This window comes from Bdellovibrio sp., from assembly GCF_047637665.1.
Classification (GTDB): Bacteria; Bdellovibrionota; Bdellovibrionia; order Bdellovibrionales; family Bdellovibrionaceae; genus Bdellovibrio.
Genome location: NZ_JBLJBT010000044.1, coordinates 57,360 through 76,160 on the forward strand (window position 1 = coordinate 57,360; position 18,801 = coordinate 76,160).

Annotated in this window: 21 protein-coding genes; 14 read left to right on the forward strand and 7 right to left on the reverse strand. The window is 45.9% G+C overall.

Annotated features, from left to right (window positions below; all coding sequences use genetic code 11):
* Positions 1-6: 6 nt before the first annotated feature.
* Genes ACM64D_RS15260 through ACM64D_RS15270 form a run of 3 tightly spaced genes read left to right on the forward strand, consistent with a single transcriptional unit; the run spans position 7 to position 2,266 of the window.
* Positions 7-891, forward strand: coding sequence for a metal ABC transporter substrate-binding protein (locus ACM64D_RS15260; RefSeq protein ID WP_415064093.1), 885 nt, complete (start codon positions 7-9; stop codon positions 889-891).
* On the forward strand, positions 888-1,457 hold the full coding sequence (locus ACM64D_RS15265; RefSeq protein ID WP_415064094.1) for an ATP-binding cassette domain-containing protein: 570 nt from the start codon (positions 888-890) through the stop codon (positions 1,455-1,457). The genes ACM64D_RS15260 and ACM64D_RS15265 overlap by 4 nt, the downstream gene beginning before the upstream one ends.
* Positions 1,454-2,266 carry a metal ABC transporter permease gene (locus ACM64D_RS15270; RefSeq protein WP_415064095.1) on the forward strand — a complete coding sequence of 271 codons (813 nt, stop codon included), beginning with the start codon at positions 1,454-1,456 and terminating at the stop codon, positions 2,264-2,266. The genes ACM64D_RS15265 and ACM64D_RS15270 overlap by 4 nt, the downstream gene beginning before the upstream one ends.
* Here the strand turns inward: ACM64D_RS15270 and ACM64D_RS15275 are convergent.
* Positions 2,251-3,681 carry a cyclic nucleotide-binding domain-containing protein gene (locus ACM64D_RS15275; RefSeq protein ID WP_415064096.1) on the reverse strand — a complete coding sequence of 477 codons (1,431 nt, stop codon included), beginning with the start codon at positions 3,679-3,681 and terminating at the stop codon, positions 2,251-2,253. The two genes, ACM64D_RS15270 and ACM64D_RS15275, sit on opposite strands and share 16 nt — an antisense overlap.
* Before the next feature lie 106 nt (positions 3,682-3,787).
* Between ACM64D_RS15275 and ACM64D_RS15280 the strand changes: the two genes are divergently transcribed.
* Positions 3,788-4,555 (forward strand): prolipoprotein diacylglyceryl transferase, encoded by a 768-nt coding sequence (locus tag ACM64D_RS15280; protein WP_415064097.1) that lies wholly within the window; start codon positions 3,788-3,790, stop codon positions 4,553-4,555.
* Here the strand turns inward: ACM64D_RS15280 and ACM64D_RS15285 are convergent.
* Positions 4,511-5,317 (reverse strand): hypothetical protein, encoded by an 807-nt coding sequence (locus ACM64D_RS15285; RefSeq protein WP_415064098.1) that lies wholly within the window; start codon positions 5,315-5,317, stop codon positions 4,511-4,513. The genes ACM64D_RS15280 and ACM64D_RS15285 overlap by 45 nt on opposite strands.
* Before the next feature lie 251 nt (positions 5,318-5,568).
* On the opposite strand from ACM64D_RS15285, the gene ACM64D_RS15290 reads away from it, so the two are divergent.
* From ACM64D_RS15290 to ACM64D_RS15330, 9 genes are all read left to right on the forward strand, one after another.
* The gene (locus tag ACM64D_RS15290; RefSeq protein ID WP_415064099.1) at positions 5,569-6,285 is read left to right on the forward strand and encodes a hypothetical protein; all 717 of its coding nucleotides are present in this window, start codon (positions 5,569-5,571) and stop codon (positions 6,283-6,285) included.
* Positions 6,286-6,331: 46 nt separating this feature from the next.
* Positions 6,332-6,562, forward strand: a complete 231-nt coding sequence (locus ACM64D_RS15295) for a DNA gyrase inhibitor YacG (RefSeq protein WP_415064100.1) — start codon at positions 6,332-6,334, stop codon at positions 6,560-6,562.
* Positions 6,563-6,725: 163 nt separating this feature from the next.
* A complete protein-coding gene (locus tag ACM64D_RS15300) occupies positions 6,726-6,998 on the forward strand; it encodes an HU family DNA-binding protein (RefSeq protein ID WP_415064101.1) in 273 nt (90 codons plus the stop codon).
* A gap of 116 nt (positions 6,999-7,114) precedes the next feature.
* The gene (gene pfkA, locus ACM64D_RS15305) at positions 7,115-8,104 is read left to right on the forward strand and encodes a 6-phosphofructokinase (RefSeq protein WP_415064102.1); all 990 of its coding nucleotides are present in this window, start codon (positions 7,115-7,117) and stop codon (positions 8,102-8,104) included.
* Positions 8,105-8,203: 99 nt separating this feature from the next.
* Positions 8,204-9,325, forward strand: coding sequence for an ABC transporter substrate-binding protein (locus ACM64D_RS15310; RefSeq protein ID WP_415064103.1), 1,122 nt, complete (start codon positions 8,204-8,206; stop codon positions 9,323-9,325).
* 9 nt (positions 9,326-9,334) lie between these two features.
* Positions 9,335-10,237 carry a branched-chain amino acid ABC transporter permease gene (locus ACM64D_RS15315; RefSeq protein ID WP_415064104.1) on the forward strand — a complete coding sequence of 301 codons (903 nt, stop codon included), beginning with the start codon at positions 9,335-9,337 and terminating at the stop codon, positions 10,235-10,237.
* Positions 10,237-11,208, forward strand: a complete 972-nt coding sequence (locus tag ACM64D_RS15320) for a branched-chain amino acid ABC transporter permease (RefSeq protein WP_415064105.1) — start codon at positions 10,237-10,239, stop codon at positions 11,206-11,208. Before ACM64D_RS15315 ends, ACM64D_RS15320 begins: the two co-directional genes overlap by 1 nt.
* On the forward strand, positions 11,189-11,965 hold the full coding sequence (locus tag ACM64D_RS15325) for an ABC transporter ATP-binding protein (RefSeq protein WP_415064106.1): 777 nt from the start codon (positions 11,189-11,191) through the stop codon (positions 11,963-11,965). The genes ACM64D_RS15320 and ACM64D_RS15325 overlap by 20 nt, the downstream gene beginning before the upstream one ends.
* Positions 11,962-12,675 (forward strand): ABC transporter ATP-binding protein, encoded by a 714-nt coding sequence (locus ACM64D_RS15330; protein ID WP_415064107.1) that lies wholly within the window; start codon positions 11,962-11,964, stop codon positions 12,673-12,675. The genes ACM64D_RS15325 and ACM64D_RS15330 overlap by 4 nt, the downstream gene beginning before the upstream one ends.
* Here the strand turns inward: ACM64D_RS15330 and ACM64D_RS15335 are convergent.
* Both ACM64D_RS15335 and ACM64D_RS15340 read right to left on the reverse strand, forming a co-directional pair.
* Entirely contained in the window at positions 12,672-14,033 is a 1,362-nt protein-coding gene (locus tag ACM64D_RS15335; protein WP_415064108.1) for an ATP-binding protein, read from the reverse strand. The genes ACM64D_RS15330 and ACM64D_RS15335 overlap by 4 nt on opposite strands.
* The gene (locus tag ACM64D_RS15340) at positions 14,023-14,703 is read right to left on the reverse strand and encodes a response regulator transcription factor (RefSeq protein WP_415064109.1); all 681 of its coding nucleotides are present in this window, start codon (positions 14,701-14,703) and stop codon (positions 14,023-14,025) included. Before ACM64D_RS15340 ends, ACM64D_RS15335 begins: the two co-directional genes overlap by 11 nt.
* A gap of 159 nt (positions 14,704-14,862) precedes the next feature.
* Here ACM64D_RS15340 and ACM64D_RS15345 point away from each other — a divergent pair, with 159 nt between their 5' ends.
* Entirely contained in the window at positions 14,863-15,042 is a 180-nt protein-coding gene (locus ACM64D_RS15345; protein WP_415064110.1) for a hypothetical protein, read from the forward strand.
* A gap of 98 nt (positions 15,043-15,140) precedes the next feature.
* On the opposite strand, the gene ACM64D_RS15350 is transcribed toward ACM64D_RS15345, so the two are convergent.
* The 3 genes from ACM64D_RS15350 to ACM64D_RS15360 form a co-directional block, all read right to left on the reverse strand.
* Entirely contained in the window at positions 15,141-16,553 is a 1,413-nt protein-coding gene (locus ACM64D_RS15350; RefSeq protein WP_415064111.1) for an ATP-binding protein, read from the reverse strand.
* Positions 16,534-17,208 (reverse strand): response regulator, encoded by a 675-nt coding sequence (locus tag ACM64D_RS15355; RefSeq protein WP_415064112.1) that lies wholly within the window; start codon positions 17,206-17,208, stop codon positions 16,534-16,536. The genes ACM64D_RS15350 and ACM64D_RS15355 overlap by 20 nt, the downstream gene beginning before the upstream one ends.
* Positions 17,209-17,456: 248 nt before the next feature.
* Positions 17,457-18,740 (reverse strand): flagellar hook protein FlgE, encoded by a 1,284-nt coding sequence (locus ACM64D_RS15360; RefSeq protein ID WP_415064113.1) that lies wholly within the window; start codon positions 18,738-18,740, stop codon positions 17,457-17,459.
* Positions 18,741-18,801: the final 61 nt, after the last annotated feature.

The following is an 18,801-nucleotide window of genomic DNA, read 5'->3' on the forward strand; positions in this document are numbered from 1 at the left end:
TGACCTATGAACAAAGTAATTATTATTGTTCTTATATTTTCACTTGCGGTCACAGCCCAAGCCAAGATCAAGGTTGTCACCACTCTTCCTGAAATTGCCGAGATCGTCAGCTTCATTGGAGCAGACAACGTTGAAGTGCAAAGTCTTTTGCGAGGCTCCGAAGATCCTCATTACGCGGAGGCTCGCCCGGATTACATCCTGAAGGTCAATCGCGCAGACATTGTCTGCTCCGTGGGGTTGGATTTGGAAATCGGCTGGCTTCCCAAAATTTTAAACAAATCAGGCAACGCCAAAGTTCAAGAGGGAGGCCCTGGCCTGTGCATCTTAGGAAACAGTGTTCAAACGCTGGATATTCCCGCGGGAATCATCAATCGCTCCCTTGGGGATGTTCATGCGCACGGAAATCCTCACTTCAATCTTTCACCTCTTAAGCTTATGGAAGCTGGTGCGGAAGTGGTGCGCGTGCTCACTGTCGCATTGCCTGACAACAAATCTGAGTTTGAGAAAAATTATGATTCATTCAAAAAGAAGATGGCGGAGCTTCATACCACTCTGGCAAAATCCGTGAAGAAAACAAAAGTCATGGAGTACCACAAAGAGTTTACCTACTTTTTCGCAGCCTATGGTCTTGAGTCCCTGGGGTCTCTCGAAGAAAAGCCTGGAATGCCCCCTTCTGCGGCTCGAATTGCTCAAGTGGCTAAAATGGCCAAGGATAATAAAGTCGCGGTTCTTTTTGCGACTCCTTCTGCTCCCCATAAAACGCTAGAAAGATTTCGAGAACTGTCGGGCGTTCCCGTGATCGTCGCACCCTCTTATGTTCAAAGCGGCGGCGAAACAAAAGCAAAGTCGATTGAAGAACTGCAACGTCTTTTGGTAACATCCCTTCCATGACCACCCTACTTGAAGTTCAAAACCTGCAAGCTCTCAGTAGCGAAGGACATCGTCTTTCGCCCGTTATCAATTTTGAACTTCAGGAGGGCGAAGTCCTTTTTTTACGCGGAGAAAATGGGGCTGGAAAAAGCACTTTACTGAAGACTATATTAGGTCTTCACAAGCACTATGAAGGCCAATTTCACTTTTCCATTCCCTCTTCTCAGATTGAATACCTTCCGCAATTGGGTAATTTGCATTTTCATTTGCCGTTAACCCTCAAGGACATGCTCCCGACTACGCAAAGTGATTCCCCCCTTTTGAAGGATCTTGATCTTAACAAAAAATGGAACACCGCTAGCGGCGGTGAAAGGCAGAAAATTCTTTTGGCCTCTGTTCTCACCAAAGCACCCCGCCTTCTGGTTCTCGATGAACCCTTCAATCATGTGGACAAAGAATCTGGTCAGATTCTGGAGAATGCGCTGGGACGGTTTTTGAAAGACCACCCGCAGAGTTCTTTGATGCTTGTGTCTCATCGTGCTCATATTCAATCATGGCCCAAAGTTCGCTTCTTGGAGATTCGATGAGTTCTTTCTTTGAGCTATTGCAAATATATCGTTGGTCTCTTCCTGCCAGTGTTGTGATGGCGGCCGTGTTAGCTTTGATCGGCGGGCAATGGACCGCGCGAGAAAAAAGTGCGCAGATTTTTGTACTGGGCCAAGGGTCTTCACTGGGAATTATTTTAGGTCTTGCGCTGAACATTCTTTGGGGCAGCGATCTTCATGGATTGAGTTTGTTTTTGGGGTTGTCTCTGGGATGGTTGACTCTTTTGATCTCGGATTCTTTGATTGAGATTCGCGAAGATCGTAATCACATTTACCTGACCCTGTTCGTCTTTTTTCTTTCTTTAACCTATCTGCTGACTTCTTTGATTCCCTCTTTGGAGTCCCACATGGCCTCTTCTTATTTTGGCGATGTTGCGGTCATGAGCGACTTAGGTGCCCAAGCTTGCTTGGGCCTCGGCCTTCTTTTCGGAGGATTTATTCTGTTCCACTGGCGATCCCTTTCCATGATTTCTTTTCAGTTGGTCAATCGCAGTGGGATTCATAAACAGATCGAAAACCGAATCTTTGATATTGCCACCTTACTCCTCACGACGATGGCTATCCAAAATATGGGATACCTGTACACGATAGGTTCTCTTTTTGTTGGAACAAGCTTCGCCGCACATCGAAGTGCCAACTTAAAGAACTACACCCAACGTCTGTTGGCCATCGCCTTACTGGGCAGCCTCTTGGGATTTACAGTGTCTTTGATTTCCACGACATTACCCACAGTTCCCTGCATTCTTTTGGGGCAAATGTTCGTGGGTGGACTTTCTTACACGAAGAAATAGTGGAACGAGGGCTGCGCTTCCCGTTTTTGGCCGTCCACGTTGAACAGACAAATCACTTCCGTGCGCACACCTTTTTTCACGTTGAAGACGGTCAGGTCGGCATTTTCAATAATCTGATGCAGACCTCGGCCCGCACCACCTTTGTTGGCATTCATGCTGCCAGCTAGGCCGTTATAACAACTTAAAAGATAATCAACAATGATCTCTTTGGTCAGAGACCCAAATGGATCTTTCACCGAAACCGCCAACAACACGCCGTCGCTGGCATACTGGAACTGTGACTGCTGATGGGTGTCCAACTGAATCTCTTCTTTCCGGGAGATATGATTAAAGATGGATTTCCCTTGAGAGTCGACGGGGGCGTCGTAAATGGCGTTCATCAGCATTTCTTCGGCCACGGTGTTCACTCGATCTAAAACAGTGCTGCGAATTCCCATCTTCTTAAAGTAGCTAAAAAGTTCCTCACGAAGCCCCTCACGCTGACTGGAGCGAGTCACCACGCGGGTTTGCACTTCCACTCCCCACGTCAGATACTTTTCAATTCCAAAAAGATCATTATTCAAAAGCTTGCTAAGAGCCGTCAGGACATATCGAATCGTGGCATTACGATCTTCAGCATCTCGCGAAATAATATGCTCCACGAAACGATTCGTTTCTAAAATCTTCAAGTTCCCTTGCACATCATGGCTGGTCAGCAAAACTGCATAGGGGGATGACTTCTTATCCTGAACTTCCTTAAGAACATCAACGCAAGCTTCTTCACAAAGAACAATGTCATATTTATTGTCCGCGAGAAAGGCGCGACCCATTTCAGAATCATTGGCGATATCTAGCTGCACTCCCGTGCCCCCCAGAGCCATACGGATGGGAAGTTGTTGCTTTTTATCGGGTTCGACCAGAAGAACTTTTCCGCCGCCACTTTTTTCAATGGCACTTTGCGCCTCATGCAACTCGCGATTGAGAATTTCAAAGAGGCGCGCCTTTTCGTTCGTTCTCATAAGACGTTCGGTCAAAATAAAACAGTAGATTTGAAAGAGAAGCGCCTGAAAACGATCTTTGTCTTTTGGATGAACATGCGCGAAATCTTCAGAACGAAGAACGAAACACTCTACCGGGCTCAAGGCTTTGATGGTTGTTGAGGTGAGGTTCGATGTGATGACACTCATCTCGCCAAAAACTTCGCCGGCCGTTTCCAAAGTCGCAATGACTTCGCCCGCCAACGACACTTCCACCTTCCCGGATCGGAGAAAAAATAAGGAGCTGTTCTTTTTGCCTTCTTGAAGAATGAGACTGCCAGACGGGAACGGTTCCGCATGAATCATGGTCGACGCCTGCAAAAGCAAGTCCTCACTAAAGGACCTGAAAAACGAAAAAGACTTAATTTCCTTAGCAATCTCAGCCGGATGCAATTTCATATGACATTAATTATGTAATCACTTGGGACTCCTTGACTAGAATCGTCTTGAATATTTAAGGGAATAAAAGAAAATTAAGTCTATCGTCGGTGTTTATGGAGGCGCTTTGTATCCCGTTATCCCAATCTCCCCAGCTTTTGGAATTCCGACCTATTATGTTGTTTTAAGCGTAACAATTTGTATCGCCCTGTTGTGGCTCACCCGTCGTACCGAGAGAATGGGTCTTTCGCGCACTCGAGCGCTCGACTTAAGTCTTATTATCATGGTGACTGGTTTTATCGGAGGACGCCTCTTCCATGTTTTCTATGAAGACTTCGACTATTACCAAAAGGAGCCCTGGCATATTCTCGAGTTTTGGAATGGGGGGTTTGTCTTTTACGGGGGAGCCCTTTTAGCAGCCCTCTTCGGCATTTCTTTTTTGTATTTCAAACACCACGAGGACCTAGAAAAATATCTCGATTTGTTTGCGCCGATCATCTCATTTACTTATGCGGTTGGACGCCTTGCTTGTCTTTTAGCGGGATGTTGTTATGGCCGCTTCTGTGAGTTGCCTTGGGCCTTGGAAGGACGCCACCCCACTCAAATCTACGCTTCGCTGTGGGAGCTCGGAGTTCTGATGATTCTTCTGGGCGTCGATAAAATGTCCCCCTCTGAACGCAGGCCCCGTCGCCTGCAAAGTCCTGGAAGTCTGTTCTATCTATGGATGGTTCTTCATGGCATCGGAAGATTTTTGATGGAATCTTTTCGCGATGATTTTCGAGGACCTTCGTTGGGCCTTTCCATTTCAAGCTGGATCAGCTTGGCCCTGGTCGGCTTGGGGATCTATCTTCTATTCGGGAAGCCAACACACCGGCGCCCGACAACTCTCTCCTAATTGACAAAGAGCCCCCTGCACGTAGCTGTCCATGCGGCATTGATCCGAAGGATAGGTATTGCGAACCAGAGTGGAAGTGGCCTGCTCGGGAGTAAAGATATTCACGGGGGTATTTTCTTTGTAAGAGTATTTCTGCAAAACCTGAATCATCTCGACTCCAGCCTGCAGAGTCCTTGCGCAGTCACTATTTCCCCTGCACAACTTTTCAACTTGAGGATCCACTGCTGTCACGATCTCAGGATTCTTTTTGAGAAAACGTGGCAAACATTCCGACGCCGAATAAAAATCGGACTGTCCTTCGATGGAAGCCCAATCAGAACCAGGAATTGTTTGGCGAGGTTCTCCACCCAAAATATGTCCCAGCTCATGACAAAGGATCGCGGCCAAGGCCGCCTTAGTGACTCCCGGTGCGCGGGCCATACCACCCCACAAAGAAATCTGCATAAAGTGATCTTTCTTTTGTGCGAAGGCTGCAAAGTAGGGACTTTCCCATTCCTGGGGAATTATCAATGGCATTTCGGCTTTTTGATAAACTTGGTTGAAACTAAAAGACACAAACTTCCCAATAAGCTGCTCGTAATCCGCGCGAGTCAGCGCCGAAACATTGGTGGAACCCACGGGAAGATAGAAGTAACCCGGCCGATCTGACTCTTGTGCATTAACGGGTCGCTGAATCAAGGTCTTTGGCGACTGAAACATCACAACTAAAAGACTTAAAAGGAGACTTGCGATAATGAAGGGGAGAAGTTTTCTCAGTGCCATGGCCAGGGAACATACCATATCGACGAGCGCTTACCCACTGTAATGATTCTAACGCCATTGTCACAAATTGTCTCATTTTGAGACTCCCCTCTGAAACAGCCCGAGGTGACACAAAATGGCTGCGCTTTGTATTTTTTAGACAGCTTTGCCGTGCTCAGTTTCGTTTAATCATTCTTCCACGAATGTGTTTATGTGGCATGACTCCTGAATTGCATAGGAAGTGAAGAAATTTATCGAGAGAGAGGTTTATTATGAAAAAGCTCATTGCATCTATTTTGGCGATTTATTCCGCCTTGTTGATGACAGGTTGTGGAAAGAACAATGATGGTGGCAATACAACCAATACCAACGTTGTTTGCCCTACTGGCACCGCCTGGAACGGCAGTGTTTGCGTAAATGGCTCTGGTGTCACCGTGCCGAACGGCAACGTTCAGTATTATGACTACAATCGTTACTTCCAATCCAATGGTTGGGGCGTATCGACTGCAAACGGCGACATGAGAATTGTCGATCCCGCCGCATTTAAGACATTCCTTAAAGAAGCGATGGCCGTCTGTGACAGAAATATCTGGGGAGTTCAAGCCGGATTGGCAAGCTGTGATGAGTGGGCCGCAGGCTCTTTCATGGTATCCTTTAGTACCAACTCAAGCCTTAAACCTTCCGTGCGTTTTGAAGCATACCCAGCTCCCAGCTACTTTAACTGGTTTGTGAATTTCGGTATTGATGCTGGCGGTGTGGCCTTCAATCCTCTGGTTTTGAGCTCTAACAACACTTTCAGTTTGATCAATAACAGCAAAGGATTCGAAATCCGCGCTCAAGGTTCTTACTGGAATGGCGGTGGCTTGAGATTGATCCAAATCCAAGTTCTTCAAGGAACTTTGAATGACGGATACTTCACTTACGATCTTTACTATCCGCACAATAACGTAGCAACTAAGTTCGCTACTGGTAAATTTAAACGCTACTAAGCTCTGCGTCTTGCACTGAAGGCAAGACTCAGCAAAACTTAAAAGCATGACAGAACCTCAAGAAAAATCTCGACAAGTCAAATGCCCGCAATGCGGGCGTTTGACATTGTACTCAACCGAAAATCCCTTTCGACCTTTCTGCTCTGAACGCTGTCGCCTCATTGATCTTGGCGAATGGGCCAGTGAAGGATATCGAATTCCCGTGCGTGACTCTTCAAGTGATCCTTTAACTTCTGAAGACGATGACTACGAGGATCCTCAAGAAGACAAACACTAGTGCGTCGTCTTCAAAGGCACACCCAGAGTCCTTTTCACATTTTGCTATTGACGAATATCTGATTTTGCATTTTTATGTGGCTGTCATTGGATGACGAAGAGTTATCATCAAGATTTTTATTCACAACGACGGACACACAAAGGTGTCTACAAGAGGAGTTAACATGAACAAAGCACAACTCATCGAAAAAATCGCTACTGAAACAAAAGTTTCTAAAGCTCAAGCTGAAGCAATCCTTGATTGCGCAGTAGAAAACATCAAAAAAGCTGTTAAAAAAGGTGACGATGTTAAGCTTGTTGGTTTCGGTACTTTCACAAAAGCAAAGCGTAAAGCTCGCACTGGTCGCAATCCACAAACTGGTAAAGCGATCAAGATCCCAGCTGCTTGGGCTCCAAAATTCCGCGCTGGCGCAGAATTCAAATCAATGGTTAAGTAATCGTTTTTAACGATTCAAACCTTAAAAGGCGTCCTCATGGGCGCCTTTTTTATTTTGTCTACTTCTAGAATGCTTCTTGCCTTCCTTTTTTAGTTCTCCAGTAGTAGCCTTTTTGTATGGCTCAATTTTCTCAAAAAATTAAAAGAATCGGTGTTTTTACAAGTGGCGGCGATGCTCCCGGAATGAATGCCGCCATCCGCGCCGTAGTACGCGTCGGAATCGCGCAAAATCTTGAAGTTTACGGCATTCAAAACGGATATGTCGGCATGATGGAAAATAAGATCTATCCCCTTCAATTGCGTGACATGGCAAACATCATTCAACGAGGCGGCACCATCCTTAAAACCGGCCGCTCTGCAGAGTTTATGAAAGCCGAAGGACGCGTTAAGGCGGCCCAGAATCTCAAAGCAGCTCAGATTGATGCTCTTGTGTGTATCGGCGGAGACGGGTCTTTCCGTGGAGCTCATGCTCTTTGGGAAGAACATCACATCCCTGTCGTCGGAGTTCCTGGAACAATCGACAATGACATCTTCGGCAGCGACAAAACCATTGGCTTTGATACGGCAGTGAATACGGCTCTTGAAGCTATCGACCGCATTCGCGATACGGCTGCTTCGCATGATCGTCTTTTTATCGTTGAAGTGATGGGACGAAATTCAGGTTTCATCGCCTCTCACGTTGGACTGGCCGGAGGCGCTGAAGAAATATTTACTCCCGAAGGCAATACCACTGTGGAAAAAGCCGTTGATCGAATCAAAGAAGCCATTGGTAGAGGAAAAACCAGCAGTATCTTAGTTACCGCTGAAGGACAAAAGCCAGGACGAGCTTATGACTTAGCCGATGCCATTCGTAAAAAATCGGGGATGGACGCCAAAGTCTGCATTCTGGGACATCAGCAGCGCGGAGGCTCCCCCACTGCCGCCGACCGCATTCTTGCCAGCCGCATGGGCGCCGCCGCCGTGGACTCTCTTTTAAAAGGCTACTGCGATATCATGATTGGCACTGAAGGTGAGCGTCTTGTCCAAGTTCCTCTAGATCTTGTGACGAAGAATGAAAAGAAATCCCAGTTGGATCTCCTCTCTCTGGCAAGCATTCTCGCGACATAGAGCTTCGCAAAAAACTCTTTGTCGTTTTATCTTGACCTCAGATTTGTATGCTTGAATTCTAAGGAATATCCCTAGTTCAAAAGCAGAAATGAGGTCCCCATGAAACGCCTATTGTTGGCACTGATCTTAGTGCTTCCCCTTCTTTCAGGATGCACCAAAAAAGAAAATGAAATCGTCATTGGTGAATATGATTCTTTGACCGGCAGTGATGCAACTTTTGGGTTGAGTACAAATAAGGGCGTACGCATGGCCATGGACGAGATCAACGCCACGGGCGGCATCAAGGGAAAAAAGGTCAGCATTATCACTTTGGACGATCAGGGTAAAAACGAAGAGGCCGCTGCAGCGACCACTCGCCTGATCACACAAAACCAAGTTGTCGCCATCATCGGCGGAGTGGCAAGTGGTCGCTCAAAAGCCGCAGCTCCTATCGCTCAATCTCACAAAGTTCCCTTTGTGTCTCCGGCTTCAACAAATCCCGACGTTACCAAAATTGGCGATTACGTGTTCCGCGTTTGCTTCATTGATCCGTTCCAAGGGTTGGTGATGGCCAAGTTCGCGACAGAAAATCTAAAGTTGAAAAAAGCAGCGATCCTGCGTGACGTAAAAAATGATTATAGCGTAGGCCTTGCTGACGTGTTTGCAGCTGAGTTTCAAAAGCGTGGTGGCGAAATCGTTGCCGACCTCAGCTATCAGGCTGGGGATATTGATTTCAAAGCCCAACTGACACAAATTCGTTCTAAAAATCCCGACGGAATCTATATTCCGGGTTACTACACCGAGGTTGGGTTGATCGCCCAACAAACTCGTCAACTTGGAATCAAAGTCCCTCTCATGGGTGGAGACGGATGGGACAGCGATAAACTTTCTGAAATCGGCAAAGAGGCTGTGAACGGAAATTACTACTCGAATCACTACACGACGGAATCCTCAGATCCGGCTGTCACCGAATTCATCAAGAAGTTTAAAGCAAAATACAATGAAACTCCCGATTCAATGGCGGCCTTGGGTTATGATGCCACAAAAATCTTGCTGGCAGCTCTGGAGCGCGCTCCTGACTTGTCAGGAAAAGCGATTCGTGATGAACTGGCTAAAACGAAAGATTTCCCCGGCGTGACTGGGAAAATCACTTTGAATGAAAACCGTGATGCCGTGAAAAGTGCGGTGATCATTCAAGTTGACGGAACTAAGCGTAAGTTCATTTCCACCATCACTCCATAAGGACGGTGCATGCAGGATTTCATTCAACATATTATCAATGGCGTCAGTCTTGGATCTATCTATGCACTGATCGCCCTTGGATACACCATGGTGTATGGAATCCTGAAAATGATCAACTTCGCCCACTCCGATGTCTACATGGTCGGAGCTTTCGCGGCCTACTATTTCGCTCGCTTCTTAGGAATTGAAAACAACCCTGGCATCGCGACTCTGATCACTCTTCTTGTGGTCGCCATGGTTTGCTGCAGCCTTTTGGGACTGGCCATTGAGCGCCTGGCTTATCGCCCCCTTCGCAAAGCTCCAAAGCTGAATATTCTTATCACCGCCATCGGTGTCAGTCTTTTTCTTGAATATTCCGGGCAAGTTGTTTTCGGGGCGGACCCCAAGGTCTTCCCGGAAGTGATGAAAGATTTCGTCCTTTTTAAAATCGGCGATGTTGAGCTTAAATCTTTTGATATCACGGTTCTTCTTGTGAGCGTGATTGCTATGCTCGCATTGGAATTCCTTATTTTTAAAACAAAAATCGGTCGCGCCATGCGTGCGGTGAGCAGCAACGCTTCCGTAGCCAGTCTTTTGGGAGTGAATCCTGATCGTATTATCGCCTTTACCTTTATTGTCGGCTCCTCTTTAGCTGGGGTTGGCAGCGTCCTGGTCGGAATGAAATATCCAAAGATTGATCCTCTGATGGGAATGATGATTGGACTTAAAGCTTTCGTAGCCGCCGTGCTCGGCGGAATTGGCAATGTCGGCGGAGCCGTTTTGGGAGCCTTGATTATGGGGCTTTCAGAAGAAATGGTCGTGGCCTATCTTTCGAGTACCTATCGTGACGCTTTTGCCTTCGGCATCCTGATCATTATCTTAATTTTCAGACCTGCGGGCCTTCTTGGTAAATATTCGGTGGAGAAGGTCTGATGAAGTTTTTAAAAGCCCCCCTTCTGGCTATTATTGCACTCGCAGCACTGGGCCTGATCTTCAATTTTGGATTGAACGCCTACTTCCAACTCATTCTTTTATTCGCGGCAGTCAACTGCCTGATGTCCATGAGTTTGAATCTGGTCAATGGTTATACTGGACAGTTTTCACTAGGCCACGCCGGTTTTATGGCTTTGGGGGCTTACTTTTCCGCTTATGCGAACACTCACTGGGATTTACTTCCTGAGTCCGTCCAGGCTGTGGAATATTTCATTTATGCTTTGGGTGGAGGTTTGTTAGCAGCTTTTGCAGGACTGTTGGTCGGTCTTCCCTCTTTACGACTTAAAGGAGACTATCTCGCCATCGTGACGCTGGGATTTGGTGAGATTATTCGCGTCGCCTTGTTAAATATGGATTTCCTTGGCGGGCCTCGTGGCTACTCTGGAATCCCAGGTTTTGGGTCCTTCCTTTTTTCTTTTATTTTCGCTTCTGTTTGGTTGGTGATTTGCTTCTTTACCATTTGGCGAATCATGCATTCCACTTACGGTCGTGGTTTCCTCAGTGTGCGCGAAGATGAGATCGCCGCAGAGGCGATGGGAATCAACACCACCAGCATGAAAGTTCGTGCCTTTGTTTTATCCAGCTTCTTCGCGGGTGTCGCGGGCTCTTTGTTTGCTCACTTTACAAATTTCATCAACCCCTCGTCCTTCACGTTTCTGCAAAGTGTGAACGCGGTGATTATGGTGGTCTTAGGCGGCATGGGGTCGATGACGGGTTCTATTGTCGCTGCGATTTTCATCACAGTTCTTCCGGAAGCCTTACGTCCCCTGCAAGACCTCACCGGCGTCGATCTGCGCATGGTGATTTACTCTTTGTCATTAATTCTAGTGATGATTTTACGCCCTCAAGGACTCTTTGGAGACCTGGAACTTTCTGATATGTGGAGAAAATATGTCCGACGTTCTTCTTGAGGCAAAAAACATCACAATGCAATTTGGCGGCCTCAAGGCCGTCGACTCTTTGGCGTTTCAAGTTAAACAAGGGCAACTAGCAGGTTTGATCGGCCCCAATGGGGCTGGAAAAACCACCGTCTTTAATATGCTGACGGGAGTGTATCAACCGACCTCCGGCGCGGTTTTTCTTGAAGGCCAATCTCTTCAAGGACTGAAACCCTACGAGATCTCCCATCGGGGTGTGACTCGGACATTTCAAAATATCCGCCTCTTTAAAGGACTCACGGTTTTAGATAATGTGTTGATCGCTGGCCATCAACATATGCGCTATGGACTTTTTGCTGCACTTTTGCAGACTCCGCACTTCCTTCAATCTGAAAAGGATTTGCACGATAAGGCGATGGAGCTGCTCAAAATCTTCCACCTCGATACAAAAGCTCATGAGCCCTCGTGCTCTTTGCCTTATGGCGAACAACGAAAGCTAGAGATTGTGCGGGCCTTAGCCACCGATCCAAAAATTATTTTGCTGGATGAGCCCGCCGCGGGAATGAATCACTCTGAAACCCATCACCTCATGGAAACCATTGCCAAAATTCGTGACCAGTTTAAGTTGACTGTTTTGCTGATCGAACATGACATGAAGTTGGTCATGGGTATTTGCGAAAACATCATCGTCTTGGATCATGGAATCAAGATTGAAGAGGGCACTCCGCAAAAGGTTCAAGGTTCTCAGAAGGTGATTGAGGCCTATCTTGGCGTGGAGGAAGGCTTGTGAGTTCATCTCTTTTGACTATCGAAAATCTAGAAGTCTGTTATGGCTCTATCCAAGCCCTTAAAGGAATTAGTTTTTCCGTGAATACAGGGGAAATCGTTTCTTTGATCGGCGCCAATGGAGCAGGAAAAACCACTACTCTTCGCGCCATCTCGGGCCTTGTTCCCAACAAAGGACAGATTTCGTTTGCAGGACAGAACCTCAACGCGGTTCCCACATTTAAGCGCGTCAGCTTGGGTTTGGCCCAGTCTCCGGAAGGGCGCGGTGTTTTTCCGCAAATGAGTATTTACGAAAATCTTGAAATGGGTGCTTATTCACGTACGGACAAAGCCCAAATCAAAACCGATATGGAAATGTGTTTTGAACTTTTTCCTCGTCTTAAAGAGCGCCTTTCTCAGATGGCAGGGACCTTGTCGGGCGGAGAGCAACAGATGCTGGCGATCAGCCGTGCCCTGATGTGCAAACCCAAGATGTTACTATTAGACGAACCCTCTCTGGGCTTGGCCCCGTTAGTCGTCGCGCAGATTTTTGAAATCATTAAAAAACTGAACAAAGAAGGCATGACGATTCTTCTGGTGGAACAAAATGCCCGCATGGCTCTTAAGATTTCTCATCGCGCCTATGTTTTAGAGACGGGTCGCATTGTCATGCAGGATTCCGCCGAAAGTCTTTTAAATAATGATGAGGTCCGTAAGTCATATCTTGGAATCTAAGATGCTGAGACGACCGGCGGGAAATATACCTTGAAGGTCGTTCCCTGATTCACGGCGAATTCATAGTCCCAATGATACAGATCACAAATTGTTTTGATCCAGGCCAAACCCAAACCAATACCTTTTTGAGCTGACGTAGCTGTTGCACTTCTATTAAACGGAGAACCAATTCGATTTAAAACTTCGGAGGGAATTCCAGTTCCAAAATCTCTGATCACTATTTTATTATTATCGCAAGAGATCTCGACATCACCTTGAGAATACTTCAAGGCATTGCCAAGAACATTGTTTAAAAGTTGCTCCAAATGCAGAGGATTACAAAGAACTTGGAAGTCATTTGTTTTCACTGATTTGATACGATCTCCATAGATCTTCTTGAGATTGTTAAATACGGGAATCAAAATACTTTCAATATTAACGACGTAAAGATTTCCTGGGATTCTTTGGCTAGTGAGCTCCGCCCAATCCAAGAAGTTAGAAACCGTTTGAGAGATTTTATCAATATTCGCTTGCACGTCTCTGACTGAATGCTCGTCCACTTTATAATGATCAGAGATAATTTCAAAGTCTCTGTTGACGATGGTCAGTGGCGTTTTAAGCTCATGTGCCATTTGAAATGTCCATGACTTCATGAATTTTCGACTGACATTAATCTTGTCCACCATGTCGTTAAGTACTCGCATTAAGTGAGAGAACTCGTCCTGTCGTTGAGACAAAGCTCCTTTTCCAAACCGAGAAAGCGCCACTGGCACAAGCGGAAGTTCCGCGTTGGACTCCAGGGCTTTGGTCACTTGGTTCAGATATTGGGCCAGCATCCGTATTGGAGAAAAGAGATATGCCGACAAAAACCACGTCAAAATAAGAATCACACTCAGAATTCCCGAGATCGCAGCCAGGGTCCGATTATTGACATAGGTCAGGGAAATAAAACTAGCATCCACGATGACACCCACTTGCAAAGTGCGAGTCGGAAACCGCGGCAGATTCAAATTGAGGACTCGAATAAAATGTTTGTCCGTACTCAGAGTCACCCACTTGGGATCACGAGGGATTTCCAGTTCCAATAAAGAGATATTCTGGGTCTCAAAAAGAATATCACCTTCTTTATTCCGAACCACGAAGAACTTGCCTAAACGATCCGGTCCCAGCTCTTCAGAAATGATTTGATCCGCTTCTTCATCATCATAAGTCTTAAGTTCGGAAAGTTTCGATTCGATGATGGAGGTTGCAGTTTGCCTAATCTGATCATCTAAAAAAGACAAACGTTCAGTTCTAAAATACGTCAAAAGAATACCTGCAACCGTCAACGTCGATGTCACCAAAACCAGCAAAGAAATGAAGAAAAATTTACGCCTCAAGCCAGTACCCCACGTTGCGCATATTCTTTATAGCCACATTCGCTGAGTGAGACTCTAACTTCCGACGCAAATTATTTATCGTCGCCTCGACCACCTTCGATTCAATTTCATTTGAAGACTGCCAGATCTGCAACAGAAGAAGATCCCTAGGAAAAATCTTCCCTGGATTAGAGCAAAACATATAAAGAAGTTGAAACTCTTTCTGTGACAAAGGCAAAAAGCCACCATCGAAAACCTTGGCGGAACGATCTTCGCTATTGAGAGTCAAATTCCCGATCTGCAGGTGAGATCGCTCGTCATAAAGACTCTTGCGTCGTACCAAGGCGTTAATGCGAGCCATAAGCTCAACGGCTGAAAATGGTTTGGCTAAATAGTCGTCAGCACCGGCATCCAACGCCCGGGCTTTTTCAGAGGCCGTATCAACCGCCGATACAATCATCAATCGTGAATCCGCAAAAGTGCTTTTGAGATCCGGTATAAGATCAATTGAATCCACTCCGTGAAGAATACGATCCAAAATGATCACATGGGGATAAAACACTTTGCTCTTCAGAATTTGGCGTAACCCCTCAACGGAGGTCGTGGTTTTGACAGTATGTCCGTCGGACTCTGCCAAGATCTCAATTTTCTTCAGAATTTCTAGTTCATCTTCGACAATGAGAATCTTCATGCCAGTTTAAGATGGCATCTCCTCAGCAAAAAAGAAATCTCAATTTTAGATTGAATCCAAGTTAAAAGAATTTTTATCTTGGACAGTTGCTGCTTTATGACACGAAAGTATGCTTGAGGGTACTCAGTTTGGATTTACTGAACTAAAAAAGGAGACTACATGCGTTTCTCAGCGGTTTTACTCGTGGCATTGATGGTTACAGGACAGGCTTCATTTGCTGGTGGCAAATCAGAGGCGAAAAAATTCCATAAAATGTGCCGAGAAGAAAATCCCGGAGCTTCTAAAGCACTTATTAAAAAGTGCGTGAAAGACAAAGTTAAAGAAGCAAAAGCGAAATAATAAATAACCTCCAGTACTGGCATAAAAACTCGACGTATTCTGCCAGAATTGGAATTTTTGAGCTCCGCTATCTTTCGAGATAGGGAGCTTTTTTCTTTTTAGGACATCTTTTGTAAAAGAACTTCGAATTCAGTTCCGTGGCCCTCTTTGATAGGGCTTCGCACTGACACTTTGCCGTCGTGAGCCTCAACAACCGCTTTCACGAAGGTCAACCCCAAGCCCATACCATACTCGGAGCGGCTCTTATCGCTTCGATATAGCTTTTGCCAGATCATCGCCTGCTCGTCGGGAGAAATGCCCGGACCCGTGTCGGTTACTCTTAGGATCACATTTTCAGTTTGATTGATAGTCTCAATAGTCACTTCACCACCTGATGGAGTGTATTTATGAGCATTATCTAAAAGGTTCGCAATCACTCGACTGATCAATCGCGCATCCACCAGGGCCCAATCATGACTGTCGAGCTTCTGAATCACGCGAATGTCTTTTTCCTCGAAAGCCATTTCATAAAGGCTCATGATTTCTCGCACGAGATCACTGATGTATTTCTTTTCAAGCTTTAACTTTTTACTGCGGTTTTCAGCTTCCGTGATGTCTGTCAAAAGCTGCAAAAAGTTAAGAATCTTGTCTGAATTTTCATAACAACTTTGTAGCGCCTCACGGTAGGTCTCCACATCCCCCTCATTCTGCAAGGCCAACTCTGCTCTTCCCCGCAAACGCGTCACCGGAGTTCTAATATCATGGGCCAGATGGTCAAAGGCTTCTTTTAAACCACTGACGAGCCCCTCGATTTTATCGAGCATTTTATTGCAGAGAACTTTAAGCTCTTCCAACTCATCGTCGTTGCTACCCACAGGAACCCGGGTCGACAAAGATCCACTTTCGATTTTCTTCATCGAAGTAATCAATTCCCGAACTGGACTGAGTGTTTTATTCGAAAGAAAAAGACCTCCTAAAAATCCAATCAGCGCCACGGGCAAAAGCAGCCACCAAAAAATCTTTTGCAGATTTCGCAACTGAAGACCCAAGCCCTCGGTACTTTTAGCTACGACAAGACGATTTCCATCTTTCAAGGTTCTTCCTAAGAAGACCACGGAATCAGCTCCGCCCAGCTCTGGAAGAACAAAATCAAAACTGTGAGCTCGTTGGGAAAGAATCTCTGCCTTCACTGAATCAAAATCAGCCTTAAACGCCGGAAACGGTTCGTGAAGAAATAAAAGATCGCCTCGAGGAGACAGAACTCCCACCAACAGGGAGGCATCTCGATCATAGTTCGGAACATACATAAAGTACTCGCGGAACTCTTTAAGACCACGAATCTCAATGCGGTTCTGGTACTCCTCCAGTTTTGCCTGAAGAACCAACCGCTCCTGGCTTTGGAGAGCATGACTGATTTGGAAATATAGAAAACTGAAGATGACCGTAGAGCTAAAAATCAGCACCAAAGAGTACGCGAGGGTCAATTTGGTGCTGATTCGGAAAAGCGTCGGCTTAAGACGACTTAAGAACATATCCTACACCTCTAACCGTATAAATGAGGCGTGTAGGGAAATCTTTTTCTAACTTGTTTCGTAAACGACATACTAATACGTCTACCACATTCGTCTGAGGATCGAAATCATAATTCCACACCTCTTTAAGAATGGTCTGTTTACCGATGATCTTGTTGGGATTGCTCATGAAAAGATCCAAAAGAACGAACTCACGCTCTTGAAGGTCCAACTTGCGACCCGCCCGAACCACATCACGATTCAACCGGTTGAGTTTCAGATCCTGAAACACCAACTGAGTCACTTCGGAGGCCTTTTGTGCCCGCTTGAGCAGATTCTTTACGCGAATCTGCAGCTCTGCCATGGCAAACGGCTTCGTCAAATAGTCATCTCCGCCCATGCTAAGACCTTTTAGACGGTCATCCAGCTCGCGCAGAGCACTCAAAATTAAGATAGGCGTATTGATCTCTTTTTCACGCAGAGATTTAGCGAAGGTATAGCCGTCCATCTCTGGGAGCATCAAATCTAGAACGATAATATCGTAATGATTTGCTAACGCCCTCTCATAGGCACGACGACCATTGGATTCTACTTCAACCTCACCCTCGAGTTCCCCTAGCCCTTGTTTAACGATCGTTGCAATTTCGTTATCGTCTTCAACTACCAAGCATCTCATTTGGAGTCACCTTTGTTACGTACGTGTTATTTGTGAGGCTAGGATATATCAGATTTGTTTCTAAACAAAAGTAGCAATTTTCATGTTTATAGGGAATTCCCTCATTATTGCAGACATTTAATCGACTGCCCCCCAGGCATTGCAAAGATGAAACCCAAAACCCCAGTAATCAGACTTGCCAGAAATAAAAAAACAGGCTCCTGGTCAGGGAGCCTGTGACATGGTCTATAGGTCTAGTTTAGCGAAAATTATCTCTTAAGTTGGATAACCTCGTTCAAAAGTTCATCTGTCGTCGTGATCGTCTTCGCGTTGGCTTGGAAACCACGTTGATTTTGAATCATGTTTACGAACTCCGTTGCCAAGTCGACAGTAGATCTCTCCAAGGACTTCGCGAACAACTTTCCGCGTCCAGCAGCGCCAGGTCCACCCAAAGAAGCCGTTCCTGAGTCACGAGATTCCTTCAAACGGTTGTTACCAACCTTGAAAAGAGCTTCTGGATTTTCGAACTTCGCCAGAGCGATCTGGGCAAGGTCCGCAGCTTGTCCATTAGAGTAAACTGCCGTCAACACACCTTCGTCATTGAATGACAATCCAGTGATTGTTCCCGCGGCAGCACCGTCTTGATGCCAAGAGATCAAATCTGAGTTCTTACCGTACTGCTTCGTACCGTCAAGTCCCTTACCGCCGTCTTTAATGGCATCACCAAAGTTCAACTTCACTTGTTGATCTTGAAGAGCACCACCTTTGAAGTTGAAGTTGGTCTCTGTCGTCTCTTGGCTATCCAATTTTCCATCAACTGTGAACTTCAACTTACCAGCACAAACTTGAGAAAGTCCGCCTTCTGTACCACCACTAATCTCTTTACCATCAACAAGACCTTTGAATTCCCACTCACGGTCTGCTGATTTATTGAAGAAGAAGCTTACCAAGTGTTTATTACCTTGAGAATCGTACATCTCAACGCCTGTAGAGTAATGAGAAGTGGAATATGGATCCTTGATATCAAATTTCTTAGTCGCTTCCATGCGCGAGTCTAAGTTCAAATCAAGTTTCAATTCTTTCGTTGCTTTTGCAGGAATCAAGGCGCGAGGGAATTTGATATCTGTCATTTTATTAACGATATTGCCTTTTTCATCCGTCGCGAAACCTTGAACTTTTTGATTGTCGTTAGTTACCAAGTAACCTTCACGATCAAAGTGGAAAGATCCATCACGAGTGTAAGACTCGCCATCAGAACCTTTTACTTTGAAGTAACCATCACCAGAAATCGCCAAGTCAGTGACTTTTTCTGTGGCATCGATATTACCTTGAGTCAGAATGGGGTTTACGGCACCGATCTTCACACCGCGACCAATTTGGTTACCACCAAGAATACCTTTTAAGTTTTTGGAAATGATGTCTTGGAATTCCGCGCGGCTCGCTTTAAAACCGACGGTGTTCGCGTTGGCGATGTTGTCCCCGATAACACCCAAAGCCTCGCCTTGAGCAGTCATACCAGACACACCTGTGTAAAGAGATGAAAGAATACCCATGTGACCTCCATGTCGTTGGCGTCTTCAATCGGAATCCGCCGTTTGGAGGGCCTCCTCTGCG